The sequence below is a fragment of the Vibrio sp. 9-16B-A1 genome, from assembly GCF_056726165.1.
Genome location: NZ_JBSDZD010000005.1, coordinates 216,511 through 240,693 on the forward strand (window position 1 = coordinate 216,511; position 24,183 = coordinate 240,693).

The 24,183-nt window shown below is 52.2% G+C and carries 27 protein-coding genes; 5 read left to right on the forward strand and 22 right to left on the reverse strand.

What is annotated here, in order from left to right:
• Positions 1–71: 71 nt before the first annotated feature.
• From ACVB80_RS10505 to ACVB80_RS10515, 3 genes are all read right to left on the reverse strand, one after another.
• Entirely contained in the window at positions 72–803 is a 732-nt protein-coding gene (locus ACVB80_RS10505) for an HAD-IIB family hydrolase (RefSeq protein WP_481081241.1), read from the reverse strand.
• 31 nt (positions 804–834) lie between these two features.
• Positions 835–1,188, reverse strand: coding sequence for an SH3 domain-containing protein (locus ACVB80_RS10510; protein ID WP_481081242.1), 354 nt, complete (start codon positions 1,186–1,188; stop codon positions 835–837).
• A 136-nt stretch (positions 1,189–1,324) separates the two neighbouring features.
• The gene (locus ACVB80_RS10515) at positions 1,325–1,696 is read right to left on the reverse strand and encodes a zf-TFIIB domain-containing protein (RefSeq protein ID WP_481081243.1); all 372 of its coding nucleotides are present in this window, start codon (positions 1,694–1,696) and stop codon (positions 1,325–1,327) included.
• A gap of 248 nt (positions 1,697–1,944) precedes the next feature.
• Between ACVB80_RS10515 and ACVB80_RS10520 the strand changes: the two genes are divergently transcribed.
• Entirely contained in the window at positions 1,945–3,276 is a 1,332-nt protein-coding gene (locus tag ACVB80_RS10520) for an Lcl C-terminal domain-containing protein (RefSeq protein WP_481081244.1), read from the forward strand.
• 75 nt (positions 3,277–3,351) lie between these two features.
• On the opposite strand, the gene ACVB80_RS10525 is transcribed toward ACVB80_RS10520, so the two are convergent.
• From ACVB80_RS10525 to ACVB80_RS10550, 6 genes are all read right to left on the reverse strand, one after another.
• The gene (locus ACVB80_RS10525) at positions 3,352–5,238 is read right to left on the reverse strand and encodes a methyl-accepting chemotaxis protein (protein ID WP_481081245.1); all 1,887 of its coding nucleotides are present in this window, start codon (positions 5,236–5,238) and stop codon (positions 3,352–3,354) included.
• Positions 5,239–5,521: 283 nt separating this feature from the next.
• Entirely contained in the window at positions 5,522–5,719 is a 198-nt protein-coding gene (gene nqrM, locus ACVB80_RS10530) for a (Na+)-NQR maturation NqrM (RefSeq protein WP_481081246.1), read from the reverse strand.
• On the reverse strand, positions 5,716–6,162 hold the full coding sequence (locus ACVB80_RS10535; protein ID WP_481081247.1) for a NifB/NifX family molybdenum-iron cluster-binding protein: 447 nt from the start codon (positions 6,160–6,162) through the stop codon (positions 5,716–5,718). Before ACVB80_RS10535 ends, nqrM begins: the two co-directional genes overlap by 4 nt.
• Positions 6,159–6,446, reverse strand: a complete 288-nt coding sequence (locus ACVB80_RS10540) for a DUF134 domain-containing protein (protein WP_481081248.1) — start codon at positions 6,444–6,446, stop codon at positions 6,159–6,161. Before ACVB80_RS10540 ends, ACVB80_RS10535 begins: the two co-directional genes overlap by 4 nt.
• Positions 6,447–6,535: 89 nt before the next feature.
• The gene (locus ACVB80_RS10545) at positions 6,536–7,351 is read right to left on the reverse strand and encodes a substrate-binding periplasmic protein (protein ID WP_481081249.1); all 816 of its coding nucleotides are present in this window, start codon (positions 7,349–7,351) and stop codon (positions 6,536–6,538) included.
• A gap of 8 nt (positions 7,352–7,359) precedes the next feature.
• Complete coding sequence (locus tag ACVB80_RS10550; RefSeq protein WP_481081250.1) at positions 7,360–9,255, reverse strand: methyl-accepting chemotaxis protein; 1,896 nt, start codon at positions 9,253–9,255, stop codon at positions 7,360–7,362.
• Between the two features lie 203 nt (positions 9,256–9,458).
• Between ACVB80_RS10550 and ACVB80_RS10555 the strand changes: the two genes are divergently transcribed.
• A complete protein-coding gene (locus ACVB80_RS10555) occupies positions 9,459–9,911 on the forward strand; it encodes an Mpo1 family 2-hydroxy fatty acid dioxygenase (protein ID WP_481081251.1) in 453 nt (150 codons plus the stop codon).
• Positions 9,912–9,942: 31 nt separating this feature from the next.
• Here the strand turns inward: ACVB80_RS10555 and ACVB80_RS10560 are convergent, their stop codons facing one another.
• On the reverse strand, positions 9,943–10,524 hold the full coding sequence (locus ACVB80_RS10560; protein WP_481081252.1) for an HD domain-containing protein: 582 nt from the start codon (positions 10,522–10,524) through the stop codon (positions 9,943–9,945).
• A gap of 77 nt (positions 10,525–10,601) precedes the next feature.
• The gene (locus ACVB80_RS10565) at positions 10,602–11,669 is read right to left on the reverse strand and encodes an MBL fold metallo-hydrolase (protein ID WP_481081253.1); all 1,068 of its coding nucleotides are present in this window, start codon (positions 11,667–11,669) and stop codon (positions 10,602–10,604) included.
• A gap of 160 nt (positions 11,670–11,829) precedes the next feature.
• Between ACVB80_RS10565 and ACVB80_RS10570 the strand changes: the two genes are divergently transcribed.
• Positions 11,830–12,444 (forward strand): TetR/AcrR family transcriptional regulator, encoded by a 615-nt coding sequence (locus tag ACVB80_RS10570; RefSeq protein WP_481081254.1) that lies wholly within the window; start codon positions 11,830–11,832, stop codon positions 12,442–12,444.
• A gap of 97 nt (positions 12,445–12,541) precedes the next feature.
• Complete coding sequence (locus ACVB80_RS10575; RefSeq protein ID WP_481081255.1) at positions 12,542–13,390, forward strand: TPR end-of-group domain-containing protein; 849 nt, start codon at positions 12,542–12,544, stop codon at positions 13,388–13,390.
• On the opposite strand, the gene ACVB80_RS10580 is transcribed toward ACVB80_RS10575, so the two are convergent.
• From ACVB80_RS10580 to ACVB80_RS10595, 4 genes are all read right to left on the reverse strand, one after another.
• Positions 13,340–13,921 carry a GNAT family N-acetyltransferase gene (locus tag ACVB80_RS10580; RefSeq protein ID WP_481081256.1) on the reverse strand — a complete coding sequence of 194 codons (582 nt, stop codon included), beginning with the start codon at positions 13,919–13,921 and terminating at the stop codon, positions 13,340–13,342. The genes ACVB80_RS10575 and ACVB80_RS10580 overlap by 51 nt on opposite strands.
• Before the next feature lie 6 nt (positions 13,922–13,927).
• A complete protein-coding gene (locus ACVB80_RS10585) occupies positions 13,928–14,704 on the reverse strand; it encodes a substrate-binding periplasmic protein (RefSeq protein WP_481081257.1) in 777 nt (258 codons plus the stop codon).
• Positions 14,705–14,923: 219 nt separating this feature from the next.
• Complete coding sequence (locus tag ACVB80_RS10590) at positions 14,924–15,376, reverse strand: GNAT family N-acetyltransferase (RefSeq protein WP_481081258.1); 453 nt, start codon at positions 15,374–15,376, stop codon at positions 14,924–14,926.
• A gap of 171 nt (positions 15,377–15,547) precedes the next feature.
• On the reverse strand, positions 15,548–16,078 hold the full coding sequence (locus ACVB80_RS10595) for a GNAT family N-acetyltransferase (RefSeq protein ID WP_481081259.1): 531 nt from the start codon (positions 16,076–16,078) through the stop codon (positions 15,548–15,550).
• 264 nt (positions 16,079–16,342) lie between these two features.
• On the opposite strand from ACVB80_RS10595, the gene ACVB80_RS10600 reads away from it, so the two are divergent.
• On the forward strand, positions 16,343–17,224 hold the full coding sequence (locus ACVB80_RS10600) for an NAD-dependent epimerase/dehydratase family protein (RefSeq protein ID WP_481081260.1): 882 nt from the start codon (positions 16,343–16,345) through the stop codon (positions 17,222–17,224).
• A gap of 24 nt (positions 17,225–17,248) precedes the next feature.
• On the opposite strand, the gene ACVB80_RS10605 is transcribed toward ACVB80_RS10600, so the two are convergent.
• The 7 genes from ACVB80_RS10605 to ACVB80_RS10635 all read right to left on the reverse strand — a co-directional run bounded on the left by ACVB80_RS10605 (position 17,249) and on the right by ACVB80_RS10635 (position 23,804).
• Positions 17,249–17,713 carry an N-acetyltransferase family protein gene (locus tag ACVB80_RS10605; protein WP_481081261.1) on the reverse strand — a complete coding sequence of 155 codons (465 nt, stop codon included), beginning with the start codon at positions 17,711–17,713 and terminating at the stop codon, positions 17,249–17,251.
• A gap of 16 nt (positions 17,714–17,729) precedes the next feature.
• Positions 17,730–18,200: a GNAT family N-acetyltransferase gene (locus ACVB80_RS10610; protein ID WP_481081262.1), complete on the reverse strand. Its 471-nt coding sequence runs from the start codon at positions 18,198–18,200 to the stop codon at positions 17,730–17,732.
• A 90-nt stretch (positions 18,201–18,290) separates the two neighbouring features.
• Positions 18,291–19,301 (reverse strand): alpha/beta hydrolase, encoded by a 1,011-nt coding sequence (locus ACVB80_RS10615; RefSeq protein WP_481081263.1) that lies wholly within the window; start codon positions 19,299–19,301, stop codon positions 18,291–18,293.
• A 194-nt stretch (positions 19,302–19,495) separates the two neighbouring features.
• Complete coding sequence (locus tag ACVB80_RS10620; RefSeq protein WP_481081264.1) at positions 19,496–19,687, reverse strand: hypothetical protein; 192 nt, start codon at positions 19,685–19,687, stop codon at positions 19,496–19,498.
• Positions 19,688–19,774: 87 nt separating this feature from the next.
• Complete coding sequence (locus ACVB80_RS10625) at positions 19,775–20,620, reverse strand: arginase family protein (RefSeq protein ID WP_481081265.1); 846 nt, start codon at positions 20,618–20,620, stop codon at positions 19,775–19,777.
• Between the two features lie 3 nt (positions 20,621–20,623).
• Positions 20,624–21,346 carry an IclR family transcriptional regulator gene (locus ACVB80_RS10630; RefSeq protein ID WP_481081266.1) on the reverse strand — a complete coding sequence of 241 codons (723 nt, stop codon included), beginning with the start codon at positions 21,344–21,346 and terminating at the stop codon, positions 20,624–20,626.
• A gap of 118 nt (positions 21,347–21,464) precedes the next feature.
• Complete coding sequence (locus tag ACVB80_RS10635) at positions 21,465–23,804, reverse strand: glycosyl hydrolase family 18 protein (RefSeq protein ID WP_481081267.1); 2,340 nt, start codon at positions 23,802–23,804, stop codon at positions 21,465–21,467.
• Positions 23,805–24,183 lie beyond the last annotated feature (379 nt).

The following is a 24,183-nucleotide window of genomic DNA, read 5'->3' on the forward strand; positions in this document are numbered from 1 at the left end:
TCGTACTCTTTTTGTGACCCGGGTTGCGGAACCTATTGAAACAAATAGAGCTGCATACTGTTTACTCTGTATTAGCTCACGAGTTGGCGTTGCCAATACCTTAGCCCTTCCAGTACCCCTTCAGCATGAGTGGCACTGCTGGTATACACCTGCTCCAGCTCAGAAAGATGCGCCACCTCTTCATAATGGTTCGCGACCAGAATAGCGTTCACTCCACTGATGGTCAGCATCGCCGCGTCATTGGCTGAGTCACCGGCAACACAAATCTCGTGCGCCTGCAGGCCGTGTTTGCTCATCAGGTAATGGATGGCGCTGGCTTTGTTAAAATCTTTTGGTGTGATGTCTAGAAACCATTCATGAGAGTAGAGCAGGTCGGCTTCAATCCCTCCATCGCGGAGTGCACTTTCCACTTCCCCGCACTGCTGAGGGGTCAGTTTTCCCTCATAAGTGACTTTAAAGTCCCCCTGGTGCCTGGCTTCGCCCATTCCCAGAAAATCCAGCCGTTCGAGCTGTGACAATATAGCCGGCTTATCCCAGATGGCATGCATCATCTCCTGCCAGGTCACATCGGTGACCAGCTCCTGGCCATGGTGGATCTGAGTGCCCACGTCACTAATGATGGTGTGCGGGGAGGGATAGTTTTCAGTTGTCAGCCCTTCCCTGATGGAGGGCAGCGTCCGTCCTGTCGCAATAACAAAATTCAGTCCCGCCTGCTCACCCAGATATTGGGTAAACCGGTCCACCCCCTGTGACGGACCGCCATACAGGGTGCCGTCAAAATCGCATATCAGCATTTTTATCATGATAACTACCTGCTAATTGTTCCCTTGTACTTCAGTCCCGCTCCGGAGAAAGGTGATTCAGTGGCGCCCATGCCATCTGCTGCGGCTCACTCTCTTTATATCCCCATATCCAGCCATTAAGACTGAACTCAGCGACCAGCACTTCATCCGGTGTCAGAGTGTGTTCCCTTGCACAATAGTCCTTTTGTGCTGTCGCCTGCTCTCTGTCCAGCTCCAGCACCTGCCGTGGTACCCAGCCCTCTTTTCCTGCGCCTTTGCACAGCACCCAGTTGGGCCAGTCGCCGTGCGGATCGGACTCTTCAATCAGCTCAAGAACTTCTCCCTTAACTATAGTGATCGGGTTCTCCGGTGCATCATCGTAAGCTTTAATTGCGCGGTATTTCATGTCGTTTCCTTTTCTGTGAATCCATAAGCACCAGTCTGAATAAGAGTTCTCCATGCTACTACTGCAAAAACAAAAAGCCATGTTCCCGGATCCGGTCCGTGACCATGGCTTTATTTGGTGTCAATCAGGGTGCTGGCTATACGCGCTCAGTCAGTCCAAACTTCTTGAAAAAGTCTGACAGATCCAGAGTCGCCAGATCCTTAAACTCACCTGCATCGTAGAAACGGCCTTTACAGGTCGGGCAGCTTTCAAACCAGATATGTGGCTGCTTCGGAGCCACCAGTCTCAGCATCTGATTATTCGGGCACACCGGACAGTTGATCCGGTCGATCGCATTAAATGCCTTTCCTTCAATTTCATCACCGGTATCAATCACATCCGCCAGTGGTTTCATGTCCTCAACTTCATATACATCAATCCAAAGCCCTTTACAGCCGGTGCATCTTTCCACATCACCCAGCGGAGTCTGCAGCTGTTCAAAATCAGAATTACATTTTGGACACTTCATCTCTTTTCCTTTTTTTCTTACCTTCCGCACCCCGTGCGAACAAACAGAAGTCATTACAACCAAATAAGCAATGCGCATCAATGAATTAGATTGCATTATGGCAATTAATGCACCTCAGTGCACAAAACTGAGATCCGGCAACTGTCTTCATTGATTTTTCCGAAAGGAACCATCTCCTGATTTCCTCCATATTTGCTCCGCATTTGGTCAGTAATCTGAACATAACCACCAAATGGAGGAGAACGGACATGAAAGCGCAATATATGGCACTGCTTGGCATCGTACTGCTGGCAGGCTGCAATGGAACCAGCAGCGAAGACAACAGCACCTCTGGCGAGAGCAGCAGCGCCACGCCAGGCATCTCTGGCGGCTACCCAATTGTAGATACCAACCAGAACACCTGCACCAACCTGACCGCCGTGATCAACAACTGCCCTGGCAACGGTGAAAGTACCTATGGTCAGGATGCCCAATACGCCGGGTACGCTCCCTCGTATACTAACAATGGCGATGGAACCATTACCGATAATGTCACCGGACTGATGTGGCTTGGCACCACAGATATCAATGGCGACGGAGCAATCAACAAATCAGACAAACTCAGCTTCGATGAGGGAGCCACTTATGCCGATGGGCTGGTTTATGCCGGCTACAGTGACTGGCGGGTACCCACTATTAAAGAGCTCTACTCGCTGATCCTGTTTGATGGTACCGACCCAAGCGGCGTCTCTTCCTCTGGCAGTTATTCCATCATGCCCTTTATCCATATCGACTACTTCAGTTTCAACTCCGGAGATATGGACGCGGGTGAACGCCTTATCGACAGCCAGTACCTGACCAGTACCCGCTATGTCACAACCACCATGAATGGCGATGAAACTATGTTTGGGGTGAACTTTATTGACGGCCGGATCAAAGGCTATGGCCTGGTGGAGCCCCAAACTGGTGAGGACAAAGGCTTCTATGTATTGCTGGTTCGGGGAAATAACGACTACGGCAAAAACCTGCTCAGCGATCCCGGAGATGGCACTATTACAGACTCAGCAACCGGACTGACCTGGCAGCAGGCCGACAGCGGAACCAGCATGGATTTTCCGACCGCGCTTTCTTACTGTGAAAACCTGGACCTGGCCGGACGAAGCGACTGGCGGCTGCCAAATGTCAAAGAGCTGCAGTCGATCGTTGATTACACCCGTTCGCCGGAGACCACTTACAGCGCGGCTATCGACCCTGTATTCAGTGCCACCAGCATCACCAATGAAAATGGCGTGACCGACTGGGGAATGTACTGGAGCAGCACCACCCACCTGAGCATGCAGGGTGGCCATGCCGGCGCTTATGTCGCTTTTGGCCGGGCAATGGGCTATATGAACGGCAACTGGCTGGATGTACACGGCGCAGGCGCTCAGCGCAGCGATCCTAAAGTGGGGGACGCGTCGAACTACCCTACCGGTCATGGCCCTCAGGGCGACGCCATCCGGATTGACAACATGGTGCGCTGCGTCACCGATGACTACAGCCGGTTTGAAAGCCAGCCAACACAGACATCAAGATCAGAGTTCTCAGTCACGATTGACTGAGCCACCTCCCAAAAAAAAAGCGCCCGATGGCCGGGCGCTTTCATTATTTTTTGCAGGCTGACGCCGTTTGCCAGGTTAGCTCAGTTTAAAAGTGGCAACCTTCGCACTTAAATCTGAAGCCTGATTTTTCAGCTCATGAGACTCGCCCAGGCTGTCCTGTGCGCCTGCTACCAACTGGTCGGTCACGTCTTTAATCGCGGTCACGTTTTGGGTGATCTCACCGGTTACGTGAGTCTGCTCTTCAGCGGCCGTCGCGATCTGAGTTGCCATATCACTGATAAGCGCGACAGCAGCATTGATTTCTTCCAGCGCAAGGGTAGCCTGATCGGCATCTTCTACCGTGCTCAGCGCCAGCTTCGAGCTGGTTTCCATCAGATCCACCGCCTGAGAGGTGGTGTTTTGCAAGGTATCTATGGTCGCTTTGATCTCTTCAGTCGAAGCATGAGTACGCTGAGAAAGCACACGAACCTCATCGGCTACTACGGCAAAGCCACGGCCCTGCTCACCGGCACGGGCGGCTTCAATCGCGGCGTTCAGCGCCAGCAGGTTAGTCTGCTCAGCAATACCCTGAATGGTCGCCAGTACCGTCGAAATCTCCTGAGCGTGCTGGTTCAGGTCACCAATTACGCGACTGGTCTCATTCACTTCGCCCGCCAGGCTGTTGATAGAACCTTTGGTATCCACCACCAGCTTAAGGCCGTTATTGGTGCTCGCAGATGAATCCTGAGCCGCTTTAGCCGTTTGCTCAGCGTGAGACGCAATCTCCTGAGTCGCAGAGGCCATTTCAGTTACCGCCGTCGCGACCATGGTGATCTCCTGCTGCTGATGGTTCAGCTCAGACACAGAGCGGTTTGCACGGTCGGTACTCTTGTCTGACTGCAGATTCAGCGTTTCAGACTGGCTACGGATATGACCAATCAGCTGCTGAAGGCTGCCAACAAAGGTATTAAAGTTCTTCGCCAGCTTGCCTACTTCGTCATCGCTGTCCACGTCGATGCGCTGAGTCAGGTCACCGCTGCCGTTTGCGATCTGCTCCAGCGCAAGGGAAACGTTATTCAGCGGGCGGAACAGCATATTACACAGCATATTAAACAGCAGGGTACACAGCACCACCACACCAAGGGTTACCAGAATCTGGCCAATTACGGCATCAAACAACGGCGCGACCAGTGAGTTATGGTCAACTAATGCAACCGTTGTCAGTGAAGTGCCCGGGATCTGGCGGCCGTACAGCACCCAGGTATCCCCTTTGATCTGTACCTGCATATCCGCACCGGAAGCCGCAGCCTGACGGATATCCGCGTAGTTCAGACCCAACTGGGCCACGCTCTTGTTCAGCAGTGAAGTGTCCGGGTGAGTGAAGATATTACCCTGGTCATTGGCGATAAACATGTAGCCGTCACCCGGCAGGATCACCTGCTCCAGGCCTTTAATGATATCGGTGATCTCTACATCCGCACCCAGCACGACCTGCTGACCGTGAAGCTGCATCGCTTTACCCAGGGAAACTACGTTCGCGCCGGTTGCCGCTGCGACCGTTGGGTTATCCATAAACACGCTGGCCGGATTAGCCACCGCATTGGTGTACCACCCCCACAGACGCGGGTCATTGTTACCTTCAGGCAGCACAACGCCATTAGCGTTCTTTTGAGAACCGTCCGGGTAAGCCAGAAATACGTTGTCAAAAGCAGCAGCGTCACGCACCTGTTTAAGGTGAGTAACCAAAGAGTCTTCCTGCGATTCGCTGCTCAGAGATTTTAGTGAACGTTCTTTGGAAAGCAGCCAGTCAGCTACATACTGGTTATAGGACGACGCAGCACTTTCAAGGCGCTGTTCTACTTCTGTATCCAGGCGCTCAAGTGAGGCGCGGAATGACAGCACTTCGACCAGTAATCCCCCGAGAATAATGGCCGCACTGGCAGAGATCGCCAGTTTGTTTTTCAGCGTGAGTTTTTTGAACATGAGATACCCTGCTATTGTTTTTTATGGGTTGGAATTGCGGCAAATCAGCGATCGATGTCGCTAATGGCAAGCGGCATATATTTTACGCATCAAAATATATATTTATATCATTTAAACGATCACCTGACCTGAAAGTGGGAGATCAGCCACATTTCTGATTGCTGACTCATTAACCGACGCGCACCGGGTACTGGCGAGCAGTTCCTTTGTGGTGACCTCACCCCTCCTTAAAACGCAAAAGCCAGCCCCGGGGGGCTGGCTGAAAAACAACAGCAGTGCTGGATTACTTCTTTTCCGGCTCACTAATCTGATACAACCGGTGCTCATCGCAGGCAGTTTCGCAGTTACACACCTTATCAACCCCGACATTATTGAGCCCGCCGCAACTGCCCTGAATAGCTTTACGGCCGAAAATCACACCAAAGGCCATCAGTACGATAACCAGCAGGAAAACACCAAAAGTGATCAATAAGGTACTCATTTCTTAATTCCACTGACGGTGAACTGACGGGGAGCCATGGCAGCCGGCATTGAAGCCATCACCAGCTTTGGCCGGGCTTTGCTTTTGCAGCCACAACCCTGCTTATTGTTTTTGCACGGGCGTCCCTGTGCGACCCCGGTCAGTTCAGGAAGATCGCTTTTCAGCGCGTCTTCCAGCGACATACGACCCGGGGCGCGAAACACCCGGATCCCCGCATCAAACAGGTTCGCAAGCATCTTCTGGCCGATATTTCGTACCAGCACCGCGTCAGCTTCCTGCTCTTTAATCATTGCCAGCAGAGATTTCTTACCACCACAACCACCAGCGTTCAGGGCCGGGTTATCTTTTACCTGATACTGACAGCCCTGGATAAACAAAAACTGATCAGCTTTGGAAAAGTGACCGGCTACACGTTCATTCTGATAGGGAATTGCATACTTCATTCTTCATTCTCCGGATTGAGCATCAGCGCCTGGCCCTCGATAAGACTGGTTGCCACTTTCTGACGGGCTTTTTTGACAATATTGCCAAATGTCTGGCGGGACACCGCCATCTGCTCCGCCCCTTCCTGCTGACTCAACCCAAGCATATCTGCAAGACGCAGTGCTTCGAGTTCTTCCGGCAACAGGGAAACCTGTGGCAGCTCGCTCACCGGAACACCATTGGGCTTAAAGCAGCTGAACGCTGCCCGGCCACAGATCCGGCGGCATTTTTTGGGTCTGGCCATAAATGCTCCTGTACTAAACTGAAACCAGCATACGCCCGTTTTTGGCATATGCCAACAATTATTTCTGGCATATGCTAAAAACTTAAAACTCAGTGGAGGATCTGATATTGCTGAAGCAGTTCAGGGGTGATAACTGCCGGAGTCAGAAAATGAGATTTCAGAACACTCTGGATAAGAGAGTGCTCACTCATCATCTTCAGCACGGTCTGGTTAAAGCGGCGGACGAACTCAGGGGCAGCATGCTGTTTCGGAAAACCAACAAAATACAGTACGGGTTTATGTCCCCACGCGTAACGGATATCTCTCAGATTTTCATTCCCTGCCTGATATAAACCGACATCCCGGTTACTGTAATAGGCGTCAAACCGTCCCTTATCCAGCATCTTAAGGATGCTGCCAGAGGCATTGGTTTTAGTAAGAATACTGAAAGGAACGAACCCGTGAACGTTCATCTCATCCCGCAAGTTGAGCAGCGAGACATAGGTGTTGGACGGGCTGAAAACAGCCACTGTCAGTCCCTGCAGATCCGGCTTACCACGTACTGCTCTATCCGAGCTCCGGCGCACAAAGAAACCATATTCTGATGAGACCAGCGGCACCGAAAAATAATACTGCTGGGCACGCTGCTCATTCCAGCCAAGCGGAAAGAGGGCCATCACCTCCCCGTCATTCACCATTTTCTTTGCCCGCCGGTTTGGCCAAAGGTTAATGTGACACTCTTCCCCCATCTCACGACATGCCGCTTCAACGATTTCCACAAAAGGACCGGAGGCCTGTCCTCTCAGTCCCTCCATGGCGTATGGGGGAAACTCAAATGTACCCATTTCATAGCCGGCACCTGTCGCAACGCTGGCGGGGCTCAATACCGCCAGCGACAACACCAGAACCAGTACACGGACAAACATACGTTACCTCACGCGAGTTTGAATTGTGACAACAACTGTTCCAGCTGCTCTGACAGCATGGTCAGCTGACGGGCCTGGTCAGCCCCCTGCTGAGACTCCTGCATAAAGGACTCGGCAACGCCACGGATAGCATCCGTATTGCGGCCAATTTCGTCCGTAACAGAAGTTTGCTCTTCCGCTGCGGTAGCAATCTGAGTCGACATATCGCTGATCTGGCTGATCGCCAATGCAATCTCGGCAAATGCATCACTCGCATTCTGCGCATCCTCCACGCTGGTCAGCGCCAGCTTATGACACTGCGCCATCACATCAACCGCCTGCCCGGTGGTTGACTGAAGTGTTGAGATCATCGCGGTGATCTCTTCTGTGGATTTGTGAGTACGCTGAGAAAGTACCCTTACCTCATCGGCGACCACAGCAAAGCCGCGACCCTGCTCACCTGCACGGGCCGCTTCTATAGCGGCATTCAGCGCCAGCAGGTTAGTCTGCTCTGCAATATCACTGATGGTGCTGACGATAGTATTGATCTCCTGACCGTGTGCACTGAGCTCAGTAATAATCTCCGTTGCACCATTAACCTGACCGGACAGATTTTCAATCGAAGCCTGACAGGTGCTGGCGACCTGCTGACCTTTTTCACTGACCTTAACAGAATCCGCTGAAGCATTAGCGGTATGCTCACAGTTGTTCGCTATCTCCTGAGTAGCTGAAGCCATCTCGGTAACAGCGGTGGCCACCATGGTCACTTCATCCTGTTGCGCCCTGGCCTGCTGCTCCTGATTTGCTGCTGCACCGGAAACGTTTTCTGCCTGACCGCTGACCTGGACCGTTACATCACGGACCTTGCACAAGAGATCCTGAAGCTGAGCGACAAACAGATTAAAGTTCTCGGCCAGCATTCCGACTTCATCCCGGCTTTTAACCGTGATTCGCTGGGTCAGGTCCCCGCCCCCTTCTGAGATAGTTTTCAACGCATCTGATACAGTCATCAGATTCGCCAGCAGGGCACGGATCAGCGGTACTACCAATGCGACTACAACGACAATAATCACTACCGCCACCATTATCAGGAACATCGCCATCTCACTGACAGGACTGAGCAACACCTTCTCTTGACCCATCATCACGATAGTCCAGTCCGTTCCTTTAATCGTATTGGCTGCTACAAGATAATGAACATCCCCAATCGCCAGCTTCGGCAAACGATCCTGTTCTTTAAGGCTAACCAGCTGGTTAACCGGCATGTCTGCGCCCATTTCAGCATATGGCTTGTTGCGCTGCGCCGCATCCGGGTGCGCAATCACGGTTCCGTCACGGGATACCAGAAACGCCAGACCATCCCCCGGTACCGACATATTGGTGACGTCTTCTGTCAGGCTGCCAAGGTTTACACTCGCGCCGACCACACCCGCAAACTCACCGTTTACATACAGAGATTTGGCAATAGTAATGGTAAGTAAGCCGGTAGATGCCCCGATAAATGGTTTGGTAACAACCACATCCCGGCTGCCACTAGCCTGTTTGTACCAGCCACGGATACGTGGGTCATACCCCTGAACGGTATTAAAACCGCTGTTACGATACATATCGCCATTTTTCAGGCCAAGATAAGCCAAATCGAATCCTGATGCCTGCTGCGCCTGCTTGAGGGCACGCAGAATATCATCCTGATCAGAGGTCGTTTCCAGCACACTCACCAGGGAGGAAATGGAGTCTTTTCGGGAATCGAGCCAGTGCTCAATATCCAGGGCAGCAAGGCGGCTGTAACTGTTGGTGGTCGAAGCAATCGTATCCTGGGTCTGGTCGGTCACCCGGAAATACGCAATGCTGGTTAATACGGCGGTGGTCAACGCAAGCGATGTCGCAAACGCCAACGCAATTTTGTGCATCAGTTTTAAGTTCATATCGCACTACCCCTGGGAAATGAGCTGGTCAGAAAAAGTCTATTGATATATGTATCAGACTAGTCAGCCTTTACTGGTTCCGCCAATGCCCATGTCAAAAATATTGATATAAAAGTCACCTGCATCAGAACCTTATCTCATGCCTTGCTGAATACCGGAAAACGTTGAATACTTTTAACAGACAGATAACAGGGTCAAATGGGATGAAAACGCTTGAACAGTGGCTGGATGCGTACGGTGAAAGCCACCAAAACCCGGTTAATATCCGGATTCACAAAATCGCCGTTCCCGGGATCTATCTCTCCGTTACCGGGCTGCTTTGGTCAATACCGCAACTGACCCTGTTGGGTATCACCCTGAACTGGGCACTGGTGGCGCTGGTGCCTGTGCTTATTTTTTACGCCCGGCTTTCGGTAAGCATCATGCTGGTAATGGCGGCGTTAAGTGGGATATGTATAGGACTGGTTGCGGTGCTTGATCAGAATGGAAATCCGGTACCTGAGTGGTCACTGGGGCTTTTCATCGCGCTGTGGGCAGCGCAGTTTATCGGCCATAAGATTGAGGGGAAAAAGCCGTCTTTCTTTGATGATGTGAAGTTTTTACTGATTGGCCCGGTTTGGGTGTTCAGAAACTTCTCTTCACGCAAGCAGAGCTAAAAAAAGCAGACCCTCAAAGCCTGCTTATCTGCTATTCAAATATCCCGTTCTCTGCCGCCTGCTCAAGGCGTTCTTCCACGGCCTGCCATAACTGCTCACTGCCGGCTGAGATTCGTGAACCATTGAAACCCAGCACCTGCTCTTTGCTGACGTTATGCTCTTTCCAGCTGTGGCCACGGCCATTGATGTTGTGCAGCAGCGGGGGAACACGGTCTATCGCTTTGGCAAAACGGGCATCGGCGGTTTCGCCGCCTTCAAACTCGCTCCACAGGGCCAGGTACTCATCGGTTTTATTGCCCGGCAGCATATCCAGGATGCGTTTTACTCCGGCAAGCTCTTCACCTTTCTGCTCCGGGGTTTCACTGGCGTAGATGATTTTATCACCGGCGTCGATTTCACCGAGATCGTGGATCAGCAGCATCTTTATCACCCGGTCGATATCCACCGGCTCATTGGCATACTCTTTCAGCATCAGTGCACTCAGGCAAACGTGCCAGCTGTGCTCTGCTGAGTTTTCATAGCGCTCCAGGCCCACCGGACGGGTCTTGCGAATCACATTTTTCAGTTTTTCGACTTCCACCATGAAATCGAGTACCTGGCTTACCGGGTTCATTGTTCTCTCCTGTGTTATGCCCGGGCAGCATAAACAAAAACGGTGCGCAATGCACACCGTTTTCCTGGGGTTCTGAACTACTCCGCAGTCTCTGTAACCGGCTGCATCGCGATCTGTTGCGGCTCTTCCGTTACCACCATATCGCGCCACCAGGCGTAGCTGCTGGCCTGTGGTTGATCCAGGCTGACCGACTGACCAAATACCGGAGTCAGCAGCTCCACACTGTGTTGTTCTGCCAGTTCTGAGATCTTCTCCAGCGGCTCGTACCAGTCGTGCAGCGAGAGATCAAAAGTACCGTTGTGAATGGGCATCATAACTTCGCCGCGCAGGTCCAGGTGCGCCTGCATGCTTTGCTCCGGCATCATATGGATATCGCTCCACAGCTCATTGTATGCCCCGGTTTCAACCATAGTCAGATCAAACGGACCGTATTTCTCACCGATCTGTTTGAAACCGCTGAAGTAACCACTGTCGCCACTGAAAAACAGATTACGTTGCGCGCTCTGAATAACCCAGCCAGCCCACAGAGTCTGGTTACTGTCAGTCAGGCCACGACCAGAGAAATGCTGGGTCGGTGTTGCCACCAGTTTGATTCCGTCGAGCTCTGTTTCCTGCCACCAGTCAAGTTGGTGGATTTTCTCTGCAGGTACACCCCATTTTTGCAGCAGATCGCCGACTTTCAGCGGAGTCACAAAATGGCTGACTTTCTCTGCCAGTTTTGTAATGGTGGCTTTATCCAGGTGGTCATAATGGTCATGGCTTATCACCACAATATCGACAGACGGCAGCGCGTTCACATCGATCGGGTTTGGGTGAAAACGTTTTGGCCCCGCCCACTGCACCGGTGAGGCGCGCACACTCATCACCGGGTCGGTCATTACCAGTTTGCCATCCAGACGAAGCAGTACCGATGAATGGCCGATGCGGTAAAGGCGGTCTTCCTCACCTTCACGCAGCTCCTCTGCCGTCATCATCTGCAGCGGTACCGGCTCTTTTGGCGCCGGGGCAAGCCGCTTTGTGGTCAGATACGCTTTGGCAATTTTTAGAATGCTGCTGACGTCATTGCCATAAGTCATTTCCGGGTTGGTGAACTTGCCACCCTCTGTCATCGTACTGGTCAAAACTGCTCCCGCGGTCACTGTCATCGCTAATACCCCTGCTATTACCCGTCTGTTCATTTGCAAACACCAAAAGTAAACTAGTCAGTGCAGTTTACTTTTCATTTTTTAAAAAGTAAACCGTGCAGTGCACTTTTGGTTTCATGTACAATGGTGCAAACCCGAAATAGCAGCGTTAATACACTTGATGGACAGTCCAAAGAAATCCCGCAGCGAACTGAAACGTGAAGCGATTATTCAGGCCGCAACCGAAGCGTTTAAACAGCATGGCGTCGCCAATACCAGCATGGATAAGCTGGCTCAGTTAGCTCAGGTCTCAAAACGAACGGTGTATAACCACTTTAAAACCAAAGAAGATTTAGTGATGCATCTGCTGTCAGACCTGTGGGAACAGGCCATGGTGCAGGTGGACTTCCCCTACCAGCCGGAGCAACCGCTGGAAGAGCAACTGAAATCCCTGGTGGAGATGGAAGTAAACTTTATCAGTGCACCGGATTACATCGACCTGGCCCGGGTGGCCTTTGGTCACCTTTTCTATCATCCGGATGCCCTGCAAAAAGAGCTGGAGAAAATCAGTTGTCAGGAAACGGCCGTCCATCGCTGGCTTCAGGCGGCAATGGATGACAGCAGGCTGATTAAACAGGATGTGTTTTTTGCCAATACCCAGCTGCATGCCCTTATCAAAGGAGTTTGCTTCTGGCCTCAGCTGATGGGTTTCAGCGGGCCGCTGACAGAGGAGCAAACCCGCCAGCTGGTCGATGAAACCGTAGCAATGTTTTTAGCCCGTTATCAAAAGAGCTGACTCCGACGGCCGAATTTCGTGCCCCCCAACACAGCGCGCGGTCAATCCGCGCGCTATTCTTTTGTTTGTTATATAAATTTCTGACAAAGGAGCCGTAATGAGAAATGTCCTCACCCTGATCTGCCTGCTGTGTATCCCTCTCTTATCCTTTGCAGAATCTCAGCCCAAAGCTTATTCAGAGGAGAGCATCTATGACAAACCGCTGATGGAGCGCTATGTACTGGATGAGCTCAAGGCGCTGCGCACCGATTATCAGGCACTGGAGAAAAACCTGATCCGCGAAATCACCGACCGGGAACTGGCAGTAGCCGAGCACTCGATGGGGTATGCCAACACCACGGTCACTTTTTTCTTCTATGTGATCGCCGGTATCGCCTCACTGATCGCGTTTGTCGGCTGGCAGTCCCTGCGGGAGATCAAGGCCAACACCAAGCGTATGGCGGAAGAGCAGTTAACTGAAATAACCAAAGTATATGAGAAAAAATTCCAGGCGCTGGAGCGGGAGCTCAAACGCAAGACCAATATCATCAGTCAGAATAACCGGGAAATTGAACTGATCAACGAGATCCACACCCTTTGGTTGCGGGCGCAAAATATGCAGACCCCGGAGCAGAAAATGGAAGTGTATGACGAGATCCTGCAGTTGCGACCAGGCGACCTGGAAGCCCTGACCTACAAGGCCGATGCCGCGATGGAGATCCGGGAGTTCCACTGGGCACTGAGCCTGTGTAACCGGGTACTGGAAGTAGACGACAATAATGCCCACGCCCTCTACCAACGCGCCTGTGCCTATTCTTGTCTTGGAGCAGAAGAGCAGGCGATCAATGATCTGGAAACCGCCATCTCGATAACCGGCTCTCTGGTCGACCTGGCTCAGGAAGAGCCTGACTTTGAGCTACTCCACGGCAATGATCGATTTGAGGCGCTCATCCTCAGCCAGGAGTAACTGCCACTCCTGCCTGCGGATGGCATAGATAACCGTATCCCACCAGCGCGCTTTGAAATACCTGTGCTCAGTAAAGTGCGCTTCTTTTTTCATTCCAAACTGCTTACACAAGCGAATCGCCGCGTGGTTGTCGGCGATAGTCTCCGCATACACCCGGTGAACATCCAGCTGCTCAAAGCCAAAACGAACCATGGCTGCCATCGCCTCGGCCGCCAGCCCGGTCCCCTGCGCATCCGGAGAGACGCCACAACCCACTGAGGCCTGTCTGTCACCCTCAAGGCGAAGACCACAGGTACCAATCAGCTCACCACTTTGCCTGTCTTCAATCGCAAGCTGATAGGCGGTACGAGGCTTCTCCTGCGCCTGACGGACAAACAGCTCCACCAGGGTACGCTGATGGGCTTCACTGCAGTCTTTCTCACTGTAAAAGCGCTGGTATTTGGTGTGCTGGCTGAAGCGGACATAAGCATCCGCATCCTCAGGACAAAAATCCCGCAGCACAAGGCGGGAGGTGGTCAAAATCCGTGACATAGCTTGTTATTTCCCGTCAGTTGGCTTCGCAGAAAGGTAGCGTTCAGTAATGGCCTGTATTTCTCCGTCACGGAGCATATCAGTGATCACCTGATTAAACATTTGCCTGAAGTCTGAATGGTATGGGTACTCCTCAACCAGGCGGGTAAATCCCAAATGACCGTAGTTCACTTTCGCAATCCCGCCGATCACAATACCCCGGTAGGGAGATATATCAATATACCTGTCATTGATATAGACATCGATGCGCCCCTCCTGCAGTTTTAGCAGGTTGCTGTGGTTGTTGGGGGCTTCCTCTACCTTGATCACCCCCTCTTCCACCGCATCACCAAACTCATCTCCCCCCATGGAGTGGGTACCAAAACCACGGTTTAACCCTACCGTCAGTCCGAGATAGTCTCTTGGCCAGACAGAGCGTTTATCAAGCAGTTCAGGCTTGCCAAAAATTACCACTTCTTCACGTAATATCGGTGTAGAAAACGCCATCCAGGACTCCCGGACAGCAGCATGATAAGGAGGGAAAATTGCAAAAATGCGACCGCTTTTCAGATACTTCAGACCCCGTTTCCAGGGGATCATCTTTATCGTGACGTCATAATCAGGCATTCTGGAAAAGGCAATGGAAAGGATATCGACATAGATCCCTTTGCCGACACCTCCCTCTTCATAAGAGTACGGAGGGTAATCATCGTCACCGTAAACGATTACTTTTTGGGCGGCAGAAACCAGCCCTGCCGACAAAAACAGGGCACTCACCAGTATTATCAGGCGAATCAGCCGCATTCGTCTCCCCAAACTTCTAACCGCACTCCATTAATAAAAGCATAGGCAGAGCACCGGACAGACGCCACAGGCGGTCACTCTTTGAAACAATACTGTCATATAACGATAAGCAGGCAAGACCGGCACGCCATCCCTTCAGGCCTCTGGGACAGCAGAGATATTTGTCGCATACGAATCACCGGGCAGACAAGAAACGACCCGCAATCCGGGCCGCCTGTTTTATTGCATCACAGCCTCTGCCGGCCGCTCCAGCTCATACTCAAACTGGTTCTCACCGACTTTCTCAAATCCCAGCCGCTGATAAAGTTTATACGCCGGATTGCTCTTGATAACACTCAGACCAACACCAGAACCGGATGCTTTGGCAATATCAATCAATGTACTGACCAGGCTGCTGCCGATTTTGAGATTCTGATAACCGGGATGGATTTGAATCTGGATCAGGTACCACTGATTCCTGTCCTCCTGAAACTCTGCCTTAAACAAACCAACCGGAATACCATCCAGTTCAACAATCCGGGCGCAGTCAAACTTATAAGTCACACGATTCAGATACTCATCTTCTGAAACAGACATCCCAGCCTGCTGAAGATGCTCACGCATGGTGGAGTCGCGCAGCTCAACCAAAAAATTGATATCCGAATCCAGCGCTTTTCGTAACGATATGTCCATCAGAGTCATCCCTTACAATTTACATCTGTTCTGCATCATGTCGAATGCTTAAGTTCACTGCAAGCAACAACCCCGGCACACTGCCGGATATGAGAAAGCGGGCTCACCGGCCCGCTGCAAGAAATGAACCGAATCAGAAATAATGTGCGATACAGCGCTCTGTTACGCGGCTCACAACCCCGTCTTAACGTAAATCACCGTATTACACAGGTCACCGGATGGCAGTCTGCGATGATTTTTCAGCGTGGCCTCAAGTGAGTACCCACACCACTCAGCAACACCGCGGCTTTTGGCGTTACTCTCTGCTGCGCGGATCTCTACCCGGTTTGCGTTAAGCTCTGTAAAGGCGTAGTGCTCCACCGCCCGCACGGCTTCGGCCATATAGCCATGCCCGATACTGGCATTTCTCAGCCAGTAGCCAATCTCAAATGAAGGAACCTCTTTATCACGGATGATCAGTCCAACCGCACCATGAAGCTGGCCAGACTCCTTGTCAATCAGCGAATAGCGCAGCTCATTTTCAAACTTCTCAAAATTGGCGATGGCCTCTTTGGTATTTTCTACCGATGCTTCTTCAGTTAAAGAGAATGGCACCCAGGGCAGATACACTGCCAGCTGCTCCTCACTTTCCCGGATCGCTTCCAGCATCTGCGGCTGGTATTCCATACACGGCGGGACAAGGGTTAATCTTTCTGTTTCCATAACGGCACCTTTCCTTATCTTTCAGTGAAGCCGCGCTCACACTGAACTTACCTGACTGTTCTGACGTAGTTATTTACCTTTTTGAGTCAATCACATACAACTCACTGATTAACATAACAAATACCTATACCATGCGTACAGGGAAACGAATGGGTAATCACACGCATATTTATAAGGCAATCCAGATTCTCCTCATCACCACCCCGTGGTGTTAACATTACCCGCTAACGTATTGCGGTAAGCCGGAATTAAGAGACATAAGCGATGAAGATTTTAGTAACAGGCTCGGCCGGAAGGGTTGGGCGGGCGATCTATATCAGACTGATGAAAACCCATGATGTGGTCGGCCTGGACAAAACGCCCTGCTCTACCGCTGACTTTGTGGGTGATATTCGCGACACCGCACTGCTCACAAAAGCGCTGGAAGATGTGGATGTCATTGTTCATACGGCAGCTCTGCACGCGCCTCATGTCGGACTGGTGAGCGATGACGATTTTCAGGCCATCAACGTTGATGCGACTGAAAAGCTGGCACTGCAGGGGATAAAATCCGGTGTTCAGCATTTTGTCTTCACCAGCACAACTGCGCTGTATGGACATGCCTCCACACCAAATGGTATCGCTGGCTGGATTGACGAGCAGGTAAAGCCGCAACCCAAATCCGTTTATCACAGAAGCAAGATACTCGCAGAGAAAAAGCTGCAGGATATTTCAAACCTGTTCAGCCTGCCCGTAACCGTGTTGCAAATGTCCCGCTGCTTTCCGGAGCCGGCCGACCTGATGGCAGTCTACCGCCTGACCCGGGGAATCGACGCCCGGGATGTGGCCAGTGCTCATCAGTGTGCGATTGAAAAACGTCTCAGAGGGTTTAACCGGTTTATCGTCTCCGGAGCGACGCCATTTCACCGTTCAGAGTGCAAAAGCCTGTTTCAGGATGCGGATGAAGTTATCAAAAGCAAGTGCCCCGAACTTGCTTCGGCTTTTGAGCAACGGGGCTGGGCTCTCCCGTCATGCCTTGACCGCGTATATGATTCATCGGCCGCTCAGGAGAAACTGGGCTGGTCTCCCCAACATGACTGGGAAAGCGTACTGGAGATGCTGGACACTGAAATGGCGGAAGTATTCCCAGTGTTAAAACGAAACTGACGGGGCGCCGGTTCAGCGACGCTTTCATCCCTTACGCATGTGGATTAAAGCAACGTCCTGCCCGTCCGGGGCACGCCTTGGCTCAGCGCCAAAAGGAACAAAGCCAAGCCTGGTGTACAACAGCAGCGCCCGGGTATTGTAGTTAAACACCGACAGACACGGCACTGCATTATGCTCTTCCCGGCAGACGGTGCTGAGTTTTTCAATCATTGCCCGGCCAATCCCCTGACCTTTGTGACTGTCCGCGACAATGACATTTCCGATAAAGGCGCTGTCCGACGGCCTGACATTATAGAGATTACCGAACGCAACCACGCGTCCTTCTGCAAGGCACACCGTCAGATTGGATCTCTTTTGTGCAATCGACCGTATTTGTCCCGTATCCCACGGATACGCGGCCGAGGGGCAACATGAATACAGTTCAGCCGGAGTCGATGCCAGCTGAGCTATCTCAGGGAAGTGCGCTTCCGTTGCATTTACAAATTCCATTTGTTTCTTTGCGTCCTTACTCCAGATTCTTGGTCATCAGCCGCTGCTCGTCGTAAAAACCCAGCTTCTGGTAGCATTCAATGGCTCCGGTATTGTGCTGCCAGACATGAAGGTCGATGCAGGTGGCGCCACGTTCTGTGGCCCAGTCTTCGAACTGATCCACAAGACTGGCAGCGATGCCTTTTCCTCTTTCAGACTGAGTCACCAGCAGCTCATCCAGGTAAGCAAAGCAGCGTTTAGGCTGCCAGCGGGATGCATTAGTCACGATCAGGCGGCCAAGCAAAACGGCGCACAGCTGCGGCCCGGATGAGGCCACCAGCAGACAGGTGTCCGGGTCAGCCAGCATATCACTGAGCTCGGATTCAGTCAGAAGATCATCAGTCAGGGCGACGCGATCGGGTGCGGTGTTGTGGTTAAAGCAGTTCTGTTGTGTAAACAGGGCGACCAGGTGCTGATAGTCGCCTGAGCTGGCAGGTCTGATGGACATATATCTGATGGTATGGTGATAGCTGTAAGCTGCTCACCATACCATTTCACAGCAGAGACACCAATAGCGACTCCTCTGCTGCTCAGTGTATTACAGATGCCCTTCGAGGAACTGATTCATCTTTTTGCGAGCGGTCACCGCTTCCGGGATATGGAACGAGTACGCCTGGAACACATGCCACATGCCTTCATACAGGTCCAGTTTGACCTGCCCACCCTGTGCGTCCATCGCCTGGTAAAGGCGAACCATACCGCTCAGCAGAAGCTCTTTGGTCCCGCCCTGAATAAGCACCGGCGGAAATGGCTTACTGTAATCACCATAAACCGGAGATACATAAGGGTGTTTCTGCTCAGCAACCGGTGCATACGCATCGGCAGATGGCTTAAGCAGCAGTTCATAACGGTACAGTGGCTCAGCCTCTTTCAGGGTATGGTAAGTATCACCGGTTTCGGTAATGTCTGCCCACGGAGACCACAAAACCAGCGCCGCAGGCAGATCCATGTTCAGGTCACGCATTTTCAGTACCGAGCCTGCGACCAGGCCACCGCCGGCAGAATCACCGTACATGGCAATATCCGACATCTTATAGCCCTGAGCCATCAGAGCTTTAAGCACTGAAATCACCTGATCGGTCACGGTCTGGTACTGAGCAAAAGGCGCAAGGGTATAGTCCACCGCGATCACCCGCAGGCCGGTATCCGCCGCGACCGGTACGCTGCTGGCCAGGGTCGATTCCGGACGATAAGCCACATACGCGCCGCCATGGATGTACACCAGCACTTTGCCGTTGTCTTTCCAGTTTTGCGGGCGAATATCAAGCACCGGAACGCCGGACAGCTTTGTTTCCGTGATCGACGGATGATACATGGCAACCGCTGCATCATTGAGCGGTTTCACCTGCTCATCGCTCATCTGCTGCAGCGCCTTCCAGCCAGCAGCATCAATGTTTTCCGGGATCACTGATGCCTCTTTGGCCTCGTGGGTAAAACTGCTTCTTAAGAACTCCTGCCCTTCAGGAGAGATGGTATCGGGCACATAGAAGTCTGCTCCCACCGCATGGAATGAGGTCAGCGCACAAGCAATTAAAGTAGATTTCTTCATACGGGATTATTAATTATAACGTTCGACATAAAACCAGATATTACACCCGGCACATATCGGAGTAAACCCCGAAACACACAAAAGCTGTGCCTGAAATAAAGCCTGCATCACTCATTTGTTTGCCTGTCCTATATTACAGGCACAAAAAAAGAGAGGTACCAGACCTCTCTTCATTATGCTGACATTCCAGCGATTTAACCTAAAATCTTAACCTGATTCAGTGGCTGCGGGCTCTCTTCCGCGCTGGCCGTGGCAGTGTGTGATGCTACATACTGGCTGGCCATAAAAACCTGTCCTTGTTTAGCGATAGTATCCGGAGTTACCAGTTCAGCCGCGATTGCACTTCCGTAAGTGATTAACAGGGCTGCTGCGATGGTATATTTCATTTTGGACCTCTCTAAACTTGATTGCGGTCACATTTTAATCCAAGTTTTTATAGAAGTCTTCAACTTTTTTTTAGTTTTTTGCGCAACTTAACTTACCTGCATAGCATCATGTTGCGTACTAGTATGCTGGTCTAAAAGTACACCCGCCGGACAAAGCATATCAATCAGGTGTTTAGCCTGTCTGGAAAAGATCTGATACTCGTACTGACCACACAACTGAACCATGGAAAGCTTGCCGGTCGCATGACAAAAACCCACTACCCGGTCCAGCCAGTGCGCATCCAGTACCGGCGTTGCGCCATAGCGGTGGCTTGGTACAACCGACGCCAGATCGATATCCAGGATCAGATGATCAACCCTGGAGCTCAAATAGCTGAGCTGATCTTTGAGCTTACCGCGGCTGCGAAGATTGCATTCTGCATTACTGAGCCAGTAAGCCCCCATATCTTCCGCGTGCTCCAGGCCCGCGACGTTGTAACAGCCAGGATCGATACCCAGCGCCAGATACTCAGCCTGAGGGTTACGTGACAACACATAGTGGTAGCAGGATCCCCTGGTCAGCTCCAGGGTTGGTTCCAGGGCAAAACGGTGACTGATATGAATGATCCCCACGCGCTCCCCGGCCGCACGGATGCTGTCCACCATGTTCTCATGACAGTTGGTCAGCAGCACCGGCAACCGGCCTTCCTGCTGCCAGTTACCAAGCTGACTGAGATAGAAATCCTGGGCGATACTGCTTTTCACCTCAGAGACAAAATGCCCTCCGGAGCTCAGACTGCCACCGGTGTACCACTGGTGCGCAGACTCCAGCACCGCAGACATGGCCAAAAACTCCTGCTCACTCATCAGGGGCAGCCTGACACAACGGCTGACCAGAACCTGTTTGCTGTGATTGGTGGTTTTCTTTTTCCATCTCAGTCGCTCAAAGAACATGTTTTATCCCTCCGGTGGCAGTGCCCTCGCCGCCTGCAATACGTGCAGGACGATTCGCTGTTTGTCTGATTCAATTCGGTGTTCAGGGGCCATCACAGAAACCGCGCCGATCAGCTTGCTGGCTTTAAATACCGGCGCACTGATCCCCGATACCCCGGGGTCAATCTCCGAGGTACTGATGGCATAACCATCACGGCGGATCTGCTCAAGCTCACTCTCCCACTCCTCCGGCTGCTGGCCAAAATGGGCCAGGATCCGGTTACGTCTGTCCTGGGGCATAAACGCCAGCATCACCTTGGAAGACGCGCCCTTTTGCAGTGGCTGGCAACGGCCGGTAACAAAGCTGCACCGCAGCGCCTGCTGACTTTCCTTCTGAGAAACGCACAACGCCTGCGTTCCCGCGGGTACCAGGTAAGCCGCCAGCTCTCCGGTCTGGTAAGCGAGGCGGTTTAAAACGCTCTCGATACCCGGCATGCGGAGCTGACTCATCTGATAACTGTGCATCAACATCAGTGCCGCCGGCCCAACCACCAGAGCTTTTTGCTGCGGACTCTCTTCGATGAGATTCCACTCCCGCAGCGGCTTGAGATAACGGTAAAGGCTGCTGAGCGGCATACCCAGCTCCTGACTGAGTGCTTTAGCACTGACAGGCCCCCCATACGCCGCGATAAACATAAGGATTTGCAGTGATTTTTCCCCTGACTTTCCGACCATAACTCTGCTCATAAAAAACACAAAACCGGATTATCAGAATATGGGAAAAAGAGGATTACGAAAACGGTATGTTCTCACATGATGAGAAAACGCCCCGCAAAAGCAGGGCGCTGGCTGGTAAATGGGAAACTTAAATCAGTTCCCAGACATCGCTGGTGCCGGGCTCATTGCCCTGGGTCCACCATTTGGCACGGTAAGTGCTGCCCTGGTAAGTGACCTGGTCACCACCGGAGTACGCCTTACCCGCGTTCCATTCTTTGACGGTGCCGTCATCGAACTCTTCCCACACGTCAGATGTACCCGGTTCATCGCCCTTAGTCCACCATTTGGCGGTGTACTTAATGCCGTTGTGGATGACTTCATCCCCGCCGACGTATACCGCTGTTGGCTCCCAGGTCGAATCACCGCCGCCACTGGCTTTCACCGTTACGGCCACTGCGCCGCTGTCGCTGTCAGTGCCGTCAGTCACGGTTACCGTGATGCTCACCTGAGTATCTGTGGTCACCGTTGGCGCCTGATAGGTGATGGTAGCCTGATTGCCGCTTTGACTGACCGTGCCATGAGAAGCAGAGAAAGTCAGGCTGTCGCCATCTGCGTCTGTTGCAGAAACCGTGATGGTCAGCGACTCACCCGAGTTCACCTGCTGCGCGCCAGGAACCGTCAGCTCCGGTGGTGTGTTCTCCACGATGCCGCTGCCTTTCACGCTCACCACTACGCTCTTACTCTGCTGGGCACGCCCGTCAGAAACAGTAACAACCACCGTTTCCTGCAGATCAGTCGCGCTGTTTGGCGCGGTGTAAGTCACTTCTGCCTGGCCACTGCCCAGCTCGCGTACCGTTGCACCCTGTGCGCTGAAGCTCAGCGAATCACCGTCCGCGTCGGTCGCAGAGACCGTAAAGATGATGGTCTCACCGGCATTGGCAGACTGAGCACCCGGCACTGTCAGCTCCGGCGGGGTATTCGGCACAACGTTTTTGCTGAACACGCCATCAATCTTCTCTGCCAGTGGCGAAGTCAGATTGGTACACTCTTTCAGCTTGCTGCCATGGCTGACAAAACTGCCTTCACACTTGATGTCACCGGCTACCTGCCAGACGATAATACCGCCGAGGTTATGGTCCATGATGTACTGGGCTTTTTTCTCAATCGAAGCCGGATCGTCATAGCTCAGGAAGTATTTGTCTTTCACCGCGTAAGGCACTTCGGCGTTAGCATCCCACTGGTGGCTCCAGCCCGCCTGCTTCACGATGTAGTTGTAGCTTGGCTGACCTTCAAACGCCGCCCAGTTGGTCAGGTCAACCGCCGATTCGGTCGGACCATCAACCGAGAAGTTCACCATACGTTTTTCAGTCGGAGCGCCAACATACGCGGTCGCTTCAGTGGTCTGTACGCCACGGCCGTAGAACGCGGCACCAAAGTTGATCTTATCTGACGGAATGCCTTTTGCGGCCATCCACTGACGCAGATGATCCAGGTTCAGGCCGTCGTACTCTTCTTCAGGATACGGATAGAGCGGCGCGTTATGCCCGGCAACGTTAGACCAGCCACCGTTGAGGTCGTAGGTCATCATGTTGAAGTAGTCCATCGAAGCCGCAAGGCGGGTCCAGTCATAGCCTTCCAGTTTAGCCACCGATGCGGAGAATGCCGCAGTCAGCAGTTTATCCGGACCAATACGCTGGCGGATGTCTTCCATCAGCTGCTCAAAATTATCGTAGTCTTCCGGGCTGCCCTGGAAGTTCATGCCACCAAAGCCCGGGTATTCCCAGTCGATGTCGATACCGTCAAAACCCAGCGCCATCAGCGCATCCACATCCTGCAGGAAGCGGGCTTTTTTCACCGGGTCGGCCGCCATTTCAGGGAAGTGTTTCGACATACTCCAGCCACCAAGCGAAGCCATCACCTTCACCCCTTTGGCATGGGCAAGGTCAATCAGACCCGGTGCGCCACCTTCTTTTTTCAGTGGCAGCGGATAGTTACCGGTAATACCGGAAGGCTCGTGTTTCCACTGCTGAGCACCATTTGGCACAAAGCCCTGGTCCTGAACTTTCTTCAGCTGCTCTGCCTGCCAGGGTTCATTGCCCGGATACTCCCAAAGGTATTCCAGTTCACCCCAGAGGATGTGCAGATCCCAGCTTGAGTAAACGTCGGTGTGAAGCAGCGGAGCCGGCTCCTGCACGGAACCGTCCTGGTAAATGCTTTTATTGCGGTAATCACCGCTGTGCAGCGAGCCATCTTTGGCGACACCAAAGAATGAGAAGTTGAGGATGGAATAGATATCCATATCCACGTTGAGGTGAGTCGCTTCACCTTTAACACTGAATCCTGCTTCCGGACCTTTCCAGGCTTCCCACTGGGTGAGATAACCGATCACAGCCTTATCGTGAGACGGGGCTGCATGTACAGAGGCCGCTGAAAGCAATAGAGCTGCGACGGAACCAGCCAGTAAGGTTTTATTCATGACCTTTTTCATGATGTTCTCCATATCATCTATTGTTTTCTGCACGCGCGCAAAAGCGCGTCGTGTACCCACTGCTTATTTCAACTTATTCTGTTTTTTATAAATAATGATGAAACGGGCACATCAATAAGATCGGCGTTTTACCGGCAAAATACGAACACGATTTCCGGAGAGTTTGATAGCGAGTCAAATAAATCGACCACGCTTATTTATTTTGACAAATTAACTGGAACGGGGATCTATTTTATATATTTCATCAACCGCCAGCAGCTGAGATAATTGTGTGACGGTGGTTCAGAAGTGCGTTAAGTCCGGTGAGGATAATTCGCGAGCAGAATAATCCCGAAGAGCCGGGATAAAACGAAAAAAGGCAGCCACAAAGGCTGCCAAA